Origin of the sequence: Vibrio sp. TRT 17S01, assembly GCF_050113695.1 — a bacterium.
In the GTDB taxonomy this organism is placed as follows: Bacteria; Pseudomonadota; Gammaproteobacteria; order Enterobacterales; family Vibrionaceae; genus Vibrio.
Map to the genome: position 1 here is coordinate 26,954 of NZ_JBNJOG010000018.1, position 16,196 is coordinate 43,149.

Below are 16,196 nucleotides of genomic sequence, written 5' to 3' on the forward strand. Positions count from 1 at the left end.
TATTCATTCTCGTTCATTTATACTCAGAGTGTCTTTCCCCTGAAGGTATCAATATGCTGATTAACAAGGTAAAAAGTATCGTGTCTCTGCTACTCATTGGGCTTATCGCTTCACCAGTGTTTGCCGAGCCACAGCATCAGCCAGACGGTCACGAGCTGGTGCAAGATGCCTATAAATCAGGAACTCGCGTGGAGATCGATGAAGATCAAGACGAAGTGTATCAAGCCGTGCAAAGTGGCTTGATTAAACCGTTTTCTGAACTCTACGCCACCATCGACCAAGAGCTTAATGGCCGCCTTATTAAGGTCGAGTTGGATGAAGACGATGATGAATGGATCTATGAACTTAAACTAGTGCATGACAACAACGTCATTAAAGTGGAATACAATGCTGCCACGTTAGAAATGATCGAAATTAAAGGCCGTAACCTTCGCAACGTAATCAAAAAATAGAGAATAATAATGAAAATACTCGTAGTAGAAGATGACCCTCGCCTAGGGGAACAAGTTTGTGAGACATTAGAGCAAGCGGGCTGGGTTCCAGAGTTGTCGCAGGATGGTATCGACGCACTCTATCGCGCTACCTCTGAAGAGTGGGACGTCATTGTGCTTGATTTAGGTCTACCAAAACTCGATGGCCTTACTGTACTAAAAAGTATCCGAGACGAAAACATCAATACTCCGGTCATCATACTCAGCGCTCGCGAGACCTTAACTCAACGCGTTGAAGGCTTAAATGCTGGTGCCGATGATTATCTAACTAAGCCCTTTGAAGTGGTTGAACTTATTGCCCGCATTCGCGCCCAACTGCGCCGAGCATCAGGCAATGCATCCCCTATCATGCAAATTGGCGATTTAAGCCTTGATACTCGCAGCTCGAAAGTGATGTGGCAAGGACAAGCCATTAGCCTAACGGCTCTGGAATATAAGGTCGTTGCCTACTTTATGCATAACCCTGAAAAGGTCATTTCCCGAACCGAACTGGTAGAACACATCTATAAACAGGATTTCGACCGCGATTCCAATACTATCGAAGTATTTATTGGCCGCATTCGTAAAAAAATCGCCCCGAAAATCATTAAGACAGTGCGTGGTTTAGGGTACCAACTCAATGCAAATTAACCGCTCTCGATTCAAACGACTCAGTTTAAAAGGCCGCCTTTTCTTGGCGGCTGTTCTATGGTTAAGCGCCATGATCCTCGCCGCTGGTATCGGTATTCCACGATTAGTTAACGACTACCTGATCAATGATGTCAAAAGCCAGTTGAACTTATCCATGGATGAGATTACTGCGAACATTGAAGTGGATAAAAATGGACGCCTCACGCTAGACAGTCGACTCTCAGACCCACGATTTAACCGACCATACAGTGGCCTTTATTGGTCCGCCTCAACAGATAATCAGGTTCTACGATCACGTTCACTTTGGGACCGTGATATCCAAGTGGAACAAAAAGGATTGAAGGAAATTGTCCGTGGCGCAAAGAATGAAAAGCTGATCTATATTAGCCAAGCCATTTACCTACCCGATTTCACTCACCCCGTTGAAATCATTATTGGTTTAGATGAAGACCCGCTCGAACACACGTTAACCAGTTTGGTGAGCCAACTTTGGATCATTCTCGGTTTGCTGTTTGCTGGGGTGCTTATCTTTGTTGAATTGCAGGTGCGTTGGTCTCTAAGACCGCTCAACAAAATGCACAATGAACTGTCCCAACTTCGGTTAGGTAAGCGAGATAGCTTAGAGGAAGATTACCCAAGCGAAGTTTCGCCATTGGTGTCAGATCTCAACGCGTTACTCTTCCACTATCAAGAGTTATTGGAACGGGCTCGCCAGCACGCAGGAAACTTATCTCATGCGCTGAAAACGCCGCTATCGGTATTGAAAAATGACATCACCGCACTTAGTGATGAAGAGAAACAGCGTCTGTCTGTTCCTGTCGAGCAAATCCAGAGCCAAATTGATTACCACTTAGGGCGAGCTCGTATGGCAGGATCGGCCAATATTCTCTCAGTGAAAGTAAACCCATCCGATCGCGTCGATACCATCTCTATGGCCTTTGATAAAGTGTATGCCCAGCGTGAAGTGGTGTTAATTAATGAGCTGGATACTGACCTTGAAGTCGCTGTCGATCCAACCGATTTTGATGAAATGATCGGGAACTTACTGGAAAACGGCTATAAATGGGCGAGTTCAGTTATTCGTGTGTACAGCGAAGAATTGGGTAATGACTTTATCAACATCCATGTGTGTGACGATGGCCCGGGCATTCCGCAACAGCAAAGAAAGCATGCCATTCAACGTGGGGTTCGCCTTGATGAAACCACACCAGGAACTGGCCTTGGCTTAAACATTGTGTGTGAAATGGCCCACAGTTACCGAGGTGATCTGTCACTCAGTGACAGTAGCATGGGGGGCTTACAAGCAACTTTAAAACTTAAGAAGGTCACCAAAGCCCAGCGTTAAGTGCTGGGCTTGGCTAATAACTCTCAATTCCTGCAATCTCAACATTTGCAGCTAATTGTGTTTGGGTCAGTGATTTCCCTACCACGAGTACTCTCCCATCTGAAAAATAGTCGTGATCTTTATCTAATACAGCCACTGAGTTGGCACTGTAATACCCCATCTCCCAGCCATTTTTCAAGTCACCAGTTATGCTCTGAGCAAGCAAGTCACGCTCCTTATCAACATTCGGATCGATGCTATGCAGAATCGTCACGATGCCAGAGTACGGCGTGATCTTTAAGCCATCATCATAACTAACCGCACCGAGCCAAATGCGTTCGCCTGTTGCTGAATCCAAACCACTTTGCCACCAGCGAATGTGGCTTCTCGTCAACAAATCTCCCGGCCTCTGGTAAGCAGACTCTTGAGGTACACCACGCCAAAATAGGTCAGATACAGGTGGCGTACTGGCTTTCAACAAAGCAAGGTAATCTTTCCATTCGATTTCGTTTCGTGAAAACGTTTTGTTTTCAATCCAACCTAAGCTCCGCATTAAATCAGCAGGATTGTCACCAACATACGCGACATTGATAGGCTGTGCATTGAAGTATGACGCTTGCCCGGCATACACTTTGAAATGACTCGGGTCTGAGCTTAAATCACGATTAAAAACATCCACAGCCGCGCTCTGCGGCGCAATATTGTCATCGGCATACCAGAAAAAGTAACTGTAATTAGCAAACGCCACACCGAGTACAAATACAGCACTACTTTTTAGCAAAGTGAATCGCCATTGCTTACGTCGGCCATACCAATAACACAGAAGAGAAGCACCAGCACTCACGAGCAATAACCAATGCTCCTGCGCAAATGCCCATACAGTATCCCACCATGTGAACGAGCCCACACCAAGTGCAAGCAGGTAACCCCACAACACAAACTGCCCCACACCAAGTATCAGACCAATCATGGAGAATAGCGAAAAACGTGACCATGTCACTTTATAACTTCCTGCAATAAATGGAACGACCCAAGCTAATGGCCCTAATAAACGAGAAAAGACCAAAATATAATTCGCTCTCTTGTGCAACAGCAGGCGACAACGCGCAAACACACGACGCAATTTAGGTTGCCAACGCACTAAACGTTTTTGACCACTCAAGCCAAATCGTCGACCCGCTAAATAACTGAGTTGATCACCCAGCCATGCACCAAGCACAACTGCGATGACACCTGTCCAGATTCCCTGAAAGAGCTGGTAGCCCGCCGCAAGGAAGAATGGCTCGCCGGGAACAAATAAATTGGGGCCAATCAGCGCATCAAACAATGCGCCGAAAAATAGGCCGAATCCTTCTACCATCTTATTGCCCTTCTACCTTATTTCTGTTCTTTGTAATGGCCGAACTGATATTCCATTTCGCAATTACGCATTTCACCAAAGAACATTCGACGTAGATTCGCTTTAAGGTAGGTCGCCCCCATTTTTAGTGAGCCTTCTTGCTCTAATCGGCGAGGGTCAAATTCAAAGCTGACGGGCAGAAAACGAAAACGCCATGTCTTCGAAGCGCGTTTAACGTAATTACAATCTTCACACAGCACGATTTGCTCATCAAAACCGCCAATTTCATCATGAACTCGACGTGTCGAGAATAAACACGCACCCACCGCGGTAGGGAAAACAAATTGTGTGGCGAAGAAGCCGAGATTAAACAGTCCATAACCCAGCTTGTGATTTAACGGGAGTGATTTTGCACTCATGTAAACACCAGCAACTTCCAGCTTCTTCTCTTCCAACAAAGTAATTGAACGAGAAAGAAAGTCAGGTGCCAATCGCACATCCGCATCTAGAAACAATAATCTCTGATGCTCTGCCAGCGTCGCACCAGTATTACGCCCGAGACTTACACCACGCTTTTCCATTTTATGGATCACTAACTTCGGTAGTGACGCAGCATACGCTTTAGCAATATCGCAGGTTGCATCGTCACTATTTGAGTCAACTAAGATAACCTCAAAATCTCGATACATTTGCTTGCTTAGATCGTCCAGCAATCGTCCAATTCGTTTTTCTTCATTTAGTGTAATAACAACAATACTTAACGGTCCCATAATAGACTCCTTGTGCTCATGTTTAATATTCAACACAAGAATAAAATGGTGTGGCTTAATTAAGACTGAGTTATCTGTTCAGATTCAGTTCAGCCGTGAAAAACGGCAACGCAGAAGGGAAAATATAAGATGCTCCCACTCAGGTGAGTGGGAGCGCTGTCATAGAAAATTAAAGTTGTTCTGCCAAATGTACGGCATCACTCACCAATTGTCCGAGCTCTTGCCAATTACCCTCTTCCATTAACTGGCTTGGTACCATCCAAGTCCCACCACAGGCCAACACTGAAGAGATTGACAAATAATCCGCCACATTATTGATACTCACACCACCTGTTGGCATGAAGTTGACCGGATAAACGGCACTTAGTGCTTTTAGCATAGCAACACCGCCTGAAGGCTCGGCCGGGAAAAATTTGAGGGTACGCAGCCCCATCTCCATTGCCTGCTCAACGAGGCTTGGGTTATTTACCCCAGGAACGATCGGCACACCCTTTTCTAGGCAGTAGCGCACTGTTCTCGGGTTAAAACCAGGGCTGACAATAAAATCCACTCCGGCTTCCACGGCTTGATCGACTTGTTCATTCGTCAACACTGTCCCCGCCCCGATAACCATATCAGGAAACTCACGGCGCATGATGGCAATGGCTTCGGCAGCACATTCCGTACGAAACGTAATTTCAGCGCAAGGAAGGCCGTTATCCATCAATGCCTTCCCCAATGGGATGGCATGCTCGATATGATTAATCGCAATTACTGGGATTACCTTAAATCGGGCAAGTTGTTCATCTAAAGTACTCATTACAATCTCCCTACACTTCATCAATAGTTGGGGTAGCAAACTTGGGAATAATCGCCCCACGATGCTGAATTACTTCACCCGCTAATTTATGGCCCATTATCGCTGACTGAGCAGGATTGCCACCGGTAAGCCGCCGAGCAAGATACCCAGCGCTAAACGAATCTCCCGCAGCGGTCGTATCGATGACACTCTCCACTTTGTTTGGCGAGATATGATCCATTCCGTTTTCACTCACCACGATACAAGCTTTGTCTCCTTGCTTAACCACCACTTCTGCGACGCCTAGCTGCTTCGCTCTGGTGATGCATTGCTCGACTTTCTCATCACCAAATAGCGCTTGCTCATCATCAAAAGTCAGTAAAGCGATATCCGTCAGCTTCAGTATCTCACGATGGTATTTTTCTGCTTCATCTTTTGACGCCCATAATAACGGCCGATAATTGTTATCAAAAAATACCTTACCGCCACGCTGCTTAAAGGTTTGTAGCACTTCAAAAAGCGTATCACGCCCTTGTTTTGTCAATATGGCAAGTGTAATACCACTTAAATAAACGGCATGGTAAGTCATAAGTGCTTCGATCAGATATGTCGACTCAGGTTGCTCAAACATATATTTGGCGGCCGAATCGCTCCGCCAATAGAAAAAACGACGCTCGCCGTTATCATCTGTTTCAATGTGGTAAAGCCCGGGCATTTTATCTTTCAAACGCAGCACTAAATGTGTGTCAACGCCCTCCGCTTGCCACGCTTGCAGCATTTGCTGTGAAAATGGATCTTCACCCAGTGCGGTCACATAACTCACACCAAGTTTTTTCGTATCAGCAAGCCTTGCAAGGTACAACGCAGTATTTAGCGTATCACCGCCAAAACTCTGCTTAAGGCTGACGCCTCGACGCTGTAGCTCAACCATACACTCACCAATGATTGCGATTTTAAACGGCTCCATTGCTGCTCTCCTATGCTCAATAAAATAGTCCAGGCAGCCAGAGTGACAATGCCGGAATATACGTGACAAGCAACAACACAATGATGTTACATACGAGGAAAGGAATGATGGCTTTGGCGACTTTCTCCATCGAAATATTACCGATGGATGAGGCAACAAAGAGGCAGACTCCCACCGGAGGTGTTGATAAACCAATCATCAAATTCAATACAGCAATAATGCCGAAATGCACCGGATTCACACCAACTGATGTCGCGACCCCAAGTAGGGTTGGGAACAAAATGATTAGCGCCGCGATGGTCTCCATAAATGAACCCACTAACAGCAGCACCAAGTTGATGATGAGCAACACTACAATTTTGTTTTCACTGAGGCTTAAAATGGCATCAGCAATCATCTGTGGAATGCGTTCTGAGGTTAAAATCCAGCCAAACACATTGGCTAACCCAACTAAAATCAACAAAGACGAGCTGGTGACGGCTGTCGCGACTAATACTTGCGGTACGTCACGCCATTTCAAACCACGGTAAACATATAAGCCAATGATTAAGGCATAGAAAGCTGCAACCACTGATGCTTCCGTTGGGGTAAAGAAACCACCGATGATGCCAACCAGAATCAATAAGGTAAGTGATACTGCCCAACTGCTTTTACGCATCTCTACCAAGAGTTGCTTAAAGCCAACCTTTTGTTCTTTAGGATAATTTCGTTTGATGGCCAAGATATAAACCGTGATCATCATACCTACCCCAAGTAACACACCGGGGATAGCGCCAGCTAAAAACATTTGTCCGACAGAGATACCCGTTAGCGTTCCTACAATGATCATCGGCACACTTGGAGGGATAATCGGCCCGATGGTCGAAGACGCGGCAGTCACCGCCGCTGAAAACGGTGTGTCATAGCCTGCTTTCGACATTCCCGGGATCATCACCCCACCAATGCTTGCGGTATCCGCAACAGCGGTTCCGGAAACACCACCAAACAGCATTGATCCGGCAACGTTAGCCAGCCCCAAACCACCACGGATATGGCCAACCATTGCGTTGCTTAAATTAATGATTTGTTCGGTAATGTTGCCACGATTCATCAAGTTACCCGCAAGGATAAATCCCGGCACACACAGCAAAACAAAACTATCCATTCCGGCATACATTTTTTGAGGCACCACGGTGAAGGGGATCTCCATCAAAAACAAATAGGTTAATGACGCTGCCCCTAATGTAATCGCGATTGGCACGCCTAAAGCGAGTAAGGCAAAAAAGACGAGAAATAAGATCCATACTTCCATTAGCTGACCCTCTTATCCAATAATTCAAGGCAAGCTTTAATAAATGAAAGCGTTGCAAACAAAGCAATATTCCCCAAGATAATGACCGTGCAATAAAACACGTAACTCATTGGAAAATACATGGTTGGCGATGACTGAAATTTACCGATCATGGCAAACTGAATTGCATAAGGAATTAAAATAATACAAAAGGAGGCAATAAAGAGTGCAGAGGTAAATCGATATATCAATGCACCTCTGTCAGAAAGCGCATTGTAAAAAAGATCGACAGAGACAAGTTCCCCTCTTCGATAAGCAATACCAACCGAAGAGGCAACCAGAAAAATAAATAAGTAGCGCGAAAGCTCTTCCGTCCATACTGGGGGCGTTTCCAGAAATAGCCGCGCAAAGATTTGTAGCAGTACCACGCCACATAATAAAACCAGCGTGGTCACTGAAATGACACTCAGAAACTTTTCAATGCCAATACTCAGAGAAGCAATAATGCCCATTCCTCGAGATTGATTTGGCAATTTTTCGGGCTCAGTTATATTCATTGTTCCATTCCATTGCTGCCTATAAAATAACAAGCAAACAAAATTTAGCATATATAGCCCTACGCTAGGGCTTAGCTATTTCCCATTAAAAATCAAACAATTATTTATATTTAATTAGATAGAGTTTTTATTATTACGAATAACAAGGGGAGCAAATACTCCCCTTATTTTATTGATTATAGTTTCTGAATTTTCTCAAATAGGTCTAAAACTTCGCCTTTTAGGCTCGCTTTGACCGCCGGTAGGGCTTTTTCACGGAACTTGTCTTGATCCACATCGACAAATGTCATGCCGCTAGCTTGCAGTTCTCCAACCAATTTTGTTTCCGCTTCTGTCGCCAGCTTCTGCTCGTAGCTCTGCATGTCTTTAGCGCTCTGCAACAAAATCTCTTGCAGATCTTTAGGGAGTTTGTTGAGTTGCTGCTGACCGATTAACACGTAAATCCAACTTCTGACATGCTCTGTTTTATTGACGTATTTCTGTACTTCAAAAAACGATGCACTTTTGATCAATGAAAGTGGGTTCTCTTGTGCATCAACTGTGCCCTGTTGCAGCGCAGTAAACACCTCGCTGAACGCCATTGGTGTCGGTTTCGCACCAAGTTTGCTCCATACTGACACAAAGATTGGCACATTCGGCACACGTACCGTCATCCCTTTAAGATCTTCTGGCGTTTTCACCGGTTTGTTACTGGTTAAATTACGCGCGCCACGCTCAAACCAAGCAATTGGCACTAACCCTGTTCGAGCAGTGATTTCTTTCTCAATACTTTGGCCAATTTCACCATTTGCCACTTTAGCCAGATGCTCGCTGTCTCGTAGTGCGTATGGCACTGCAAGTAATGCCGCCTTAGGCGCCCAGTTTTGCAGAGTCTCGCCACTCATGGTCATATCAACGGTACCTAACTGAATACCACTGATCACATCACGCTCAGCGCCAAGCTGAGAGTTCGGGTAAATCTCGATGTTCAAACGACCTTTCGATTTTTCATCCACGTTTTGAGCAAATTGCTCAAATGCCTTGTGCCATACATGCTCTTCATTTGCTACATGACCAAGCTTTAAGGTGTAATCCGCTGCAAAAGTGGAAACCGAAAGTATTGACGCAGCAACAAGCGATATAGTCGAAATCAATTTCATAGTTATAATCTCTTAAGTTATAGAGGGTAAGAGGTTCTTCAGAAGCAAATTAATGCCTTCATCGTGCTCTCCGGGCGTTGTTCTATTTGAGCAAACGCCTCGGAAAAGTTTTCAAATTCAAACTCATGACTAATGATTTCTTCTGTATTGAGCTTCCCTTCTTCTAACCACGATATCACTCGGGGAAACATCTTGTTATTCAGCCGTGAGCCAACAATGGTGAGCTCTTTCTTGATCACTTCAATTTGTGTTAGTGCACTTGGTTCACTCGAAAAGCCCAGTAAGCAGACACTGCCAGCAGGCGCAGCGAGCTTGAGAATTTGGGGCAACAAAGATGGAATACACGCAGCATCAGCAATCAATGGAACACCTTGCCCGTCGGTCAGTTTCAACACTTCCTGTTCGACATCTTGGCGACTCGCATTAATCACATGAGATGCACCTAACTGGGTGGCTTTAGCGAGTTTCTCATCGACCAAATCCACCACAATTGAAGGAATATTAAGGACTTTCGCAACCTGAACTAAGGTCAGGCCGATTACGCCTGAACCGTAAATAAGAATGGAGTCACCTGAGCTGGGATTGAGCCTTTCAAATACATTTGCGGCAATGGTGTATGGTTCAATAAGGGCGGCTTTGCGCAGCGGTATGTGGCTAGCAACTTTATAAGCATTACTGGCCGGAACAACCTGATAGTGGCAAAAACCACCATCTCGATGCACACCTATTACTTGAAGATTGATACAACAGTTTGCGCGACCGCGACGACATTGAGGGCACTCGTTGCAGTTGATCACCGGATCAATCGCAACTTGATCACCTTTCGCTAAGTGGGTCACTTGTTCGCCTGTTTCTACTACCTCACCAGCAAATTCGTGTCCACTGACACGCGGATACACCACAAACGGATTGTCTCCGTGAAGGATATGCATATCAGAGCCACATATCCCGGCATAAGCCACTTTGATGACAACTTCGTCTGCCCCACAATGAGGAAGCTCTCTTTGATGGAAGTTGCTCTGGTTTGGTTTCTCGATAACAAGCGCTTTCATAATTTTCCTATGTAATTTCAGTGATTACATTATTTAGATGGTTTTCCATCGCCTCAAACGCCGCTTTCGGGTCTCTGGCCTTAATCGCCTCGAATATGACGCGATGATCAGTTGTCCAGATACCTCGCTCTGCGGGTTCATCTGCCATGATGTTGAGTCGGTTCCACATGGTTCCACCCATGTGATGCTTCATCAGTTCTTCATGAAACTTAATTAAAAATGGGTTGTTACTTGCCTGTGCGATCAACTTATGAAATTGCATATCCGCATCCACAGAAGCACTTTTCCTAAGCTCAGCGGTGGAAAAACATTTCGCGGATTCCATTAAAACTAAGCAATTTTCTAACTCGCCGATCAATTTGTCTGTTGCGTGCTCAGCCGCTAAAGCTGCTAGTTGAGATTCCAAACTGCGACGTGCAAACGTCACTTCATACGGCGTTACTTCTGGCAAATCACTTGGCAGTTGAATCGGCTTATCATTGACCACGTAAACGCCCGATCCTTTTTTGATCTCCGCAACGCCGATAAGCTCTAAATACACCATCGCCTCGCGAATGACCGTCCGACTCACCCCCAGCTCATCAGAGAGCTTTCTTTCTGGGGGAATTCGTGTACCCACTTCTATTTCTTTTTGTTGAATTTTCGCCAAAATATCTGACGCAACTTTGATGTACAGGCGTTCATTAACCGACACAATTAACCTCTTTCTTCATTACCAAGGGTAGAGCGTTCCATCTTCTAAGCGGTTGACTGGTAAAGCCGCTCGTTTGTATGGATATTGTGCGGCAAGCTCCTCGTTAATGTCTACTCCATGTCCCGCTATTTCTCCCGGTTCAAACGCACCATTTTCAAAACGATACGCATGAGAGAACACCGATTCGGTCAATTCACAATGCGCCATGTGTTCTTGAATGCCGAAGTTATTGATCGCCGTACCTAAATGAAGTGCACATCCCATCGTGACAGGAGAAAGGTCGGTCGCACCGTGGAAACCGGTTTTGATCTGGTACAAGGCTGCCAAATGGGCGATCTGACGAACATGGGTAATGCCGCCACCATGAACAATAGTGGTTCGGATATAGTCGATTAATTGGTTAGTAATGAGATCTTTGACATCATAAATAGAGCTAGTTACCTCACCGACTGCCAATTTAGTCGTGGTGTGTTCGCGTATTAAGCGGAAGCTCTCTTGGTTATCAATTGGCGTTGCATCTTCCATCCAGAAGAGCTGGTAAGGTTCAAGTAACTTACCTAAACGCGCGGCTTCGATTGGCGTTAAGCGGTGATGAACATCCGTTAGTAACTCAATCTCCCAGCCAAATTTTTCTCGTACGGCTTTAAAAGCCTCTTCAACGCAATTGAAGTATTTTGTGGTATTCCAGACATGTTCTTCTGGCAAGCTGGCACTGGCGGGTTCATACGCTTCACCCTTCTTCGCCACACCGTAAGTTTTAGCCAGCCCACGCACACCACATTGGATACGAATGTATCGATAACCTTGCGCTATCGCTTTTTCTACGCCATTTAAAACGTCTTCTACCGTTTCACCATTTACGTGAGTATAGGCATTCACATATTCACGACTCTTACCACCGAGTAATTGGTACAACGGCATGCCAGCAGCTTTGGCTTTAATGTCCCAAAGTGCCATATCCACCGCCGCAATGGCGCTCATATCGATAACGCCCTTTCTCCAGTAATACCCTCTGAAGAAAAACTGCCAGATATCTTCAATTCGTCCAGCATCTCGGCCAATAAGTGATGGAATCACATACTCTTCCAAATACTTGGCCACCACCAACTCACGCCCATTAACTGTCGCATCACCAATGCCATAAATTCCAGATTCTGTTTCTATTTTCAAGGTGACAAAGTTTCTACCAGGTGAACAGACGATGACCTTCGCATTTGTAATTTTCATTGAGTGGCGTTTCCAAGCATTTAATTGATGAAACTATTAAATACCGATCTTGTGGTTTATTTTGTGATCAATATTGTAAAACCAACAATCAAAAATTGGTCTGTACAATTTTAACGATCTTGATCACTAATTTTTATAAATTTGAAATCAAAATGGTCATCAATCTAACAGGTAAAGAGACCACAACATGCAGCCGACAGAATCAGAAACTTATAGAAAGGAAAAACTCACCCCACAGATCGTCCATATTGGATTTGGCGCATTTCACCGCGCCCATCAAGCCTTATATACCGACGAACTGGCGCGACTTGGTAACTCTAATTGGGGAATATGCGAAATCAATTTGCTTGGAGGCCAAGAGCTTATCAAGAACCTGAGAGCTCAGGAACATCAGTTTCATGTAATAGAAAAAGGCAGCAATGTTCCAGTGATCAAAACGGTGAATAGTGTTTGTGGTTCATTGCATATTGCCCTCGACGGCAGCGAGGCGGTCGTTGAGCAAATTGCGGCACCAACAACCCGTATTGTCTCTATTACCATTACTGAAAAAGGGTATGGGATTAGCCTACAAACAAAGCGGTTAGATCCCACTTGTGACTTCATCAGAATTGACCTAGACAATTTCAATTCTCCTAAGTCAGCAATTGGCTGTATTGTGAAAGGGTTACAACTTAGAAAACAGAGAAACTTGTCTCCTATTAGCGTCTTGTCTTGCGACAATATGCCAGAAAATGGGGTAATTACACGTAATGCAGTGGTCGATTTTGCCCAAACCGTTGACCCCGAGCTTGCGATATGGATTGAGCAATATGTTACTTTTCCATCAACCATGGTTGACCGAATTGTGCCCGCGCTAACTCCTGAATCACAACAGGAAATTGATACTTTACTTGCCTTTCACGAACCTTGCGGGATCATCTGTGAGCCGTTCAGACAATGGGTCATTGAAGACAACTTCGCCGCAGGTAGACCAGAATGGGAATTGGTCGGCGCAGAATTGGTAGAAAACGTGCTTCCTTATGAAGAGATGAAGTTGCGCATGCTCAACGGGTCACATTCGTTCCTAGCATATTTGGGGTATTTAGCTGGTTACGAGCACATTGCTGATTGCATGGAAGACGAACAATTTAAACAAGCCGCCTATCGACTCATGATGAGCGAACAGGCTGTCACACTCAACATGCCTGATAACGTTAACTTGAGCGCGTATGCCCACTCTTTAATAGAGCGCTATTGCAACCCAAATATCAAGCATCGAACTTGGCAGATTGCCATGGATGGCAGTCAGAAACTTCCTCAACGTTTGTTGGAATCAGTCCAACAACACCTAAAGGCAGATAGAGCTTATCCTTTTACCGCTCTCGCCATCGCAGCTTGGATAAAATACGTGGGTGGCGTTGATGAACAAGGTAATGTGATTGATGTACGAGATCCTCAGGCCACACAGTTAAAAGCGGATTTTGATCGACACACTTATGTCGACGCACGTGTTACTCATATGCTAAGCAATCAAAGTATCTTTCCTTGTGAAATTGGCACCAATGTTTCTTTCATCAAGGCCATTACTGAAAGCTCTTTATTATTGGACCGTGTTGGCGCTAAAAAAGCGGTGGCTTTTTTGGTGCAGCAATAAGCTACAACATAATAAGGCCGCATCATCTAGCGGCCTTATTTCTGGTTCAGTCAGGATTGAGTCACTTTTACCGCCCGCCCCTTGTATAAACCAATCAGATTCCCTGCCAACATCAAAGCAGCGCCGATCAACAGCGACAATTCAAACGGTTCTGAGTAAAGTAGAACGCCAACAACCGCTATCAAAGGTAGGCGTAGAAAATCCATCGTCACCACAGTGCTGACTTCCGCAAACTGCATCGCTTTGGTCATGCAGTAGTGAGCTGACATGGCGGTGAGACCGATCACAACAATCCACAACCATTGCGTTTGATTAGGAAACTGCCAATCAAAAATGGCAAAACTAAAACCAATGGGTAATTGGATAGCACACATGTAAAACAAGATCGTTAATGGATGTTCGGTAGAAGCCAGTGATTTGGTTGAGGCATGAGAAACGGCATAGGCTACCGCTGCCCCTAACACAATCAACGACGCGATATTCATCACCTCAACACCGGGTTGAACAATGATAATCACGCCCAAAATGCCCATCACGATGGACAACAGTTTTCGTTTAGTTAACGCTTCATTCAAAAACAGGCAGGCAATAAGTAGTGTCCATAAAGGAACCGTAAACTCAAGCGCAAACACTTCCGCAAGCGGCAATAAACCAATCCCCACGAACCAGCCATATTGCCCGGCAAAGTGAAAGATGTTGCGGGTGCTATGAAGTTTCATTCGTCGGGAACTAAACAGCGTAAAATTACCAAGGCTAAGAATCACCACACTAACGACGAATAAACCAATCACGCTGCGGAAAAAAAGAACCTGGAACGTACTAACCGCTCCACTTAATTCTCTTGCTCCCACTGCCATTAGGCAAAATGACGCGAGTGTGCCCAGCATCCAGAATACGGCTTTAATAATAAGGCTCCTCCCTGCACTCTTATGTGGATTAGTCTAGATTCAAACTATCAATATTAAATCACGATGCAATCAGATCCGACAGATTGCTCTAACTAATTTCTGCCCCAAAACGTGCTGAACTCAATAGAAGTAAATTCCCTCTAAACGAACGTTTGCATAACGAAAGCTAATGTGCGCAGGCAAATGTCAAAACCTGACCCTATAAATCTCTGAAACTAAGATGAAAGATTGCAAGTTTGCTATGCTCCAAGCCGAAAAGCTCGCTCAAAAAAGCGATGTTTTGGGCAGAACAGGACGTCGCATGGCATATTGTGGGCTATAAGTTGCTTGCGTTGGGCAAGTTATTGCTCAAAAGAAGATGGTGGCATTTTAACTTATTGAAATATAAGGGGTTAAGATTGGTGTTATATTTGCGTATGTGATCCCCCTAGGTAACGATGTGAGTTGCCTTGACTGACTTTATTGAGGTATTTGTAATGTCGACCGTGGTATATCCAACTTTTCAAGGTGAAATCCAACAATTCCCAATTTCTAATTTGTATTTTGTTTTTTCATGTTATCGAGCATTGCAATCCTACTTATCCAGAGGGGAATATTAATGTTTGCATCATGGTTCCAACAACAAACCGGGGATCAATATTGGTTGGTAGACTATCAGGTTCATAAGGAAGCATTACGGCAAAATGGCAGTATTGGCTTTGAAGATTCTATACCGTTATTTGACGGGGCAATGTTTGCTGAGGTCATGTCGCTTTCTCCATGGTTAATTCCCGTTTCAAAGTCAGTCTCATCGCTACCAGAGTCCTTATTAGAAAAAGGGCTGGTTTTATCCAGTAGCGAAAGCAGCCAATCGGTTTTAGACCATTTACGCAGCTTATTGCTAGCGGCCTTAGAAGGTGAGGAGGTCTTGTTTCGTTTTTATGATAGGCAGGTCATCATTCCGATGCTTACTCGAATGGACGAAACCGAGAAGAATCAGTTCTTGGGCAATATTAACCAGTTAGCGGCACTCGACAACCAAGAGCAGGCCCAGTTTGTGACCTTTACTAATAAATCGAACACTCCGTTTTCCGCTCATGAGACGACTTGGTGGGTCGTTAAGCCGCATCATTTAGAGAGTTCGGTTGACCTTTCTCTTATTCAAACCAACCTTGAGTCTTGGTTGTGGCAGCATTACCCAGACATGATGAACGAACACTTAGCTCAAGGTCGTGACGTCAGTTCCATACTGGCTCCGTTCCTTACCGCATCTGAACAAACCTTAACATATCGTGTGATGAGTGCTGCTATCGTCGGTATCGCTGGACCAGAACTACTCACTAAACACAGTATGCTTGAGTTTCTCCAAGAGCATGAAAATGAAGAGGTTCAATTCGCTCTGCATGCTTTAACTCATCAATTTGAACAGAAGGGATAA

General features: G+C 44.8%; 16 protein-coding genes. 5 read left to right on the top strand and 11 right to left on the bottom strand.

Going from position 1 to position 16,196, the window contains the following annotated elements:
• Positions 1–53: 53 nt before the first annotated feature.
• Genes ACQEXS_RS19670 through ACQEXS_RS19680 form a run of 3 tightly spaced genes read left to right on the top strand, consistent with a single transcriptional unit; the run spans position 54 to position 2,466 of the window.
• The gene (locus tag ACQEXS_RS19670; RefSeq protein ID WP_427014922.1) at positions 54–452 is read left to right on the top strand and encodes a PepSY domain-containing protein; all 399 of its coding nucleotides are present in this window, start codon (positions 54–56) and stop codon (positions 450–452) included.
• A gap of 9 nt (positions 453–461) precedes the next feature.
• On the top strand, positions 462–1,121 hold the full coding sequence (locus ACQEXS_RS19675; RefSeq protein ID WP_427014923.1) for a response regulator transcription factor: 660 nt from the start codon (positions 462–464) through the stop codon (positions 1,119–1,121).
• Positions 1,111–2,466 (top strand): ATP-binding protein, encoded by a 1,356-nt coding sequence (locus ACQEXS_RS19680; protein WP_427014924.1) that lies wholly within the window; start codon positions 1,111–1,113, stop codon positions 2,464–2,466. Before ACQEXS_RS19675 ends, ACQEXS_RS19680 begins: the two co-directional genes overlap by 11 nt.
• Positions 2,467–2,479: 13 nt before the next feature.
• On the opposite strand, the gene ACQEXS_RS19685 is transcribed toward ACQEXS_RS19680, so the two are convergent.
• The 10 genes from ACQEXS_RS19685 to manD form a co-directional block, all read right to left on the bottom strand.
• A complete protein-coding gene (locus tag ACQEXS_RS19685) occupies positions 2,480–3,805 on the bottom strand; it encodes an LssY C-terminal domain-containing protein (protein WP_427014925.1) in 1,326 nt (441 codons plus the stop codon).
• Positions 3,806–3,822: 17 nt separating this feature from the next.
• Complete coding sequence (locus ACQEXS_RS19690) at positions 3,823–4,554, bottom strand: glycosyltransferase family 2 protein (protein ID WP_427014926.1); 732 nt, start codon at positions 4,552–4,554, stop codon at positions 3,823–3,825.
• A 169-nt stretch (positions 4,555–4,723) separates the two neighbouring features.
• Entirely contained in the window at positions 4,724–5,353 is a 630-nt protein-coding gene (locus ACQEXS_RS19695) for a bifunctional 4-hydroxy-2-oxoglutarate aldolase/2-dehydro-3-deoxy-phosphogluconate aldolase (RefSeq protein ID WP_427014927.1), read from the bottom strand.
• A 10-nt stretch (positions 5,354–5,363) separates the two neighbouring features.
• Positions 5,364–6,299 (bottom strand): sugar kinase, encoded by a 936-nt coding sequence (locus ACQEXS_RS19700; protein WP_427014928.1) that lies wholly within the window; start codon positions 6,297–6,299, stop codon positions 5,364–5,366.
• 16 nt (positions 6,300–6,315) lie between these two features.
• Positions 6,316–7,590 (bottom strand): TRAP transporter large permease, encoded by a 1,275-nt coding sequence (locus tag ACQEXS_RS19705; RefSeq protein WP_367986633.1) that lies wholly within the window; start codon positions 7,588–7,590, stop codon positions 6,316–6,318.
• Positions 7,590–8,177: a TRAP transporter small permease gene (locus ACQEXS_RS19710; RefSeq protein ID WP_427014929.1), complete on the bottom strand. Its 588-nt coding sequence runs from the start codon at positions 8,175–8,177 to the stop codon at positions 7,590–7,592. The genes ACQEXS_RS19705 and ACQEXS_RS19710 overlap by 1 nt, the downstream gene beginning before the upstream one ends.
• Before the next feature lie 125 nt (positions 8,178–8,302).
• Complete coding sequence (locus tag ACQEXS_RS19715; protein ID WP_427009383.1) at positions 8,303–9,265, bottom strand: TRAP transporter substrate-binding protein; 963 nt, start codon at positions 9,263–9,265, stop codon at positions 8,303–8,305.
• Between the two features lie 38 nt (positions 9,266–9,303).
• On the bottom strand, positions 9,304–10,317 hold the full coding sequence (locus ACQEXS_RS19720; protein WP_427014930.1) for a Zn-dependent oxidoreductase: 1,014 nt from the start codon (positions 10,315–10,317) through the stop codon (positions 9,304–9,306).
• Positions 10,318–10,324: 7 nt separating this feature from the next.
• Positions 10,325–11,011: a FadR/GntR family transcriptional regulator gene (locus tag ACQEXS_RS19725; RefSeq protein ID WP_427009381.1), complete on the bottom strand. Its 687-nt coding sequence runs from the start codon at positions 11,009–11,011 to the stop codon at positions 10,325–10,327.
• A gap of 18 nt (positions 11,012–11,029) precedes the next feature.
• Complete coding sequence (gene manD / locus ACQEXS_RS19730; protein WP_427009380.1) at positions 11,030–12,238, bottom strand: D-mannonate dehydratase ManD; 1,209 nt, start codon at positions 12,236–12,238, stop codon at positions 11,030–11,032.
• Positions 12,239–12,425: 187 nt separating this feature from the next.
• Between manD and ACQEXS_RS19735 the strand changes: the two genes are divergently transcribed.
• Positions 12,426–13,871: a mannitol dehydrogenase family protein gene (locus tag ACQEXS_RS19735; RefSeq protein WP_427014931.1), complete on the top strand. Its 1,446-nt coding sequence runs from the start codon at positions 12,426–12,428 to the stop codon at positions 13,869–13,871.
• 50 nt (positions 13,872–13,921) lie between these two features.
• Here the strand turns inward: ACQEXS_RS19735 and ACQEXS_RS19740 are convergent, their stop codons facing one another.
• Positions 13,922–14,758, bottom strand: coding sequence for a DMT family transporter (locus ACQEXS_RS19740; protein ID WP_427014932.1), 837 nt, complete (start codon positions 14,756–14,758; stop codon positions 13,922–13,924).
• A 619-nt stretch (positions 14,759–15,377) separates the two neighbouring features.
• Between ACQEXS_RS19740 and ACQEXS_RS19745 the strand changes: the two genes are divergently transcribed.
• Positions 15,378–16,196 (top strand): DUF4123 domain-containing protein, encoded by an 819-nt coding sequence (locus ACQEXS_RS19745; protein WP_427014933.1) that lies wholly within the window; start codon positions 15,378–15,380, stop codon positions 16,194–16,196.

Coding starts and splice junctions, on each gene's coding strand:
- ACQEXS_RS19680 (WP_427014924.1), top strand. CDS start 1,111: ATGCAAATTAACCGCTCTCGATTCAAACGACTCAGTTTAAAAGGCCGC.
- ACQEXS_RS19670 (WP_427014922.1), top strand. CDS start 54: ATGCTGATTAACAAGGTAAAAAGTATCGTGTCTCTGCTACTCATTGGG.
- ACQEXS_RS19715 (WP_427009383.1), bottom strand. CDS start 9,265: ATGAAATTGATTTCGACTATATCGCTTGTTGCTGCGTCAATACTTTCG.
- ACQEXS_RS19740 (WP_427014932.1), bottom strand. CDS start 14,758: ATGCTGGGCACACTCGCGTCATTTTGCCTAATGGCAGTGGGAGCAAGA.
- ACQEXS_RS19735 (WP_427014931.1), top strand. CDS start 12,426: ATGCAGCCGACAGAATCAGAAACTTATAGAAAGGAAAAACTCACCCCA.
- ACQEXS_RS19720 (WP_427014930.1), bottom strand. CDS start 10,317: ATGAAAGCGCTTGTTATCGAGAAACCAAACCAGAGCAACTTCCATCAA.
- ACQEXS_RS19690 (WP_427014926.1), bottom strand. CDS start 4,554: ATGGGACCGTTAAGTATTGTTGTTATTACACTAAATGAAGAAAAACGA.
- ACQEXS_RS19675 (WP_427014923.1), top strand. CDS start 462: ATGAAAATACTCGTAGTAGAAGATGACCCTCGCCTAGGGGAACAAGTT.
- ACQEXS_RS19685 (WP_427014925.1), bottom strand. CDS start 3,805: ATGGTAGAAGGATTCGGCCTATTTTTCGGCGCATTGTTTGATGCGCTG.
- ACQEXS_RS19705 (WP_367986633.1), bottom strand. CDS start 7,590: ATGGAAGTATGGATCTTATTTCTCGTCTTTTTTGCCTTACTCGCTTTA.
- ACQEXS_RS19695 (WP_427014927.1), bottom strand. CDS start 5,353: ATGAGTACTTTAGATGAACAACTTGCCCGATTTAAGGTAATCCCAGTA.
- ACQEXS_RS19710 (WP_427014929.1), bottom strand. CDS start 8,177: ATGCTAAATTTTGTTTGCTTGTTATTTTATAGGCAGCAATGGAATGGA.
- ACQEXS_RS19745 (WP_427014933.1), top strand. CDS start 15,378: ATGTTTGCATCATGGTTCCAACAACAAACCGGGGATCAATATTGGTTG.
- ACQEXS_RS19700 (WP_427014928.1), bottom strand. CDS start 6,299: ATGGAGCCGTTTAAAATCGCAATCATTGGTGAGTGTATGGTTGAGCTA.
- manD (WP_427009380.1), bottom strand. CDS start 12,238: ATGAAAATTACAAATGCGAAGGTCATCGTCTGTTCACCTGGTAGAAAC.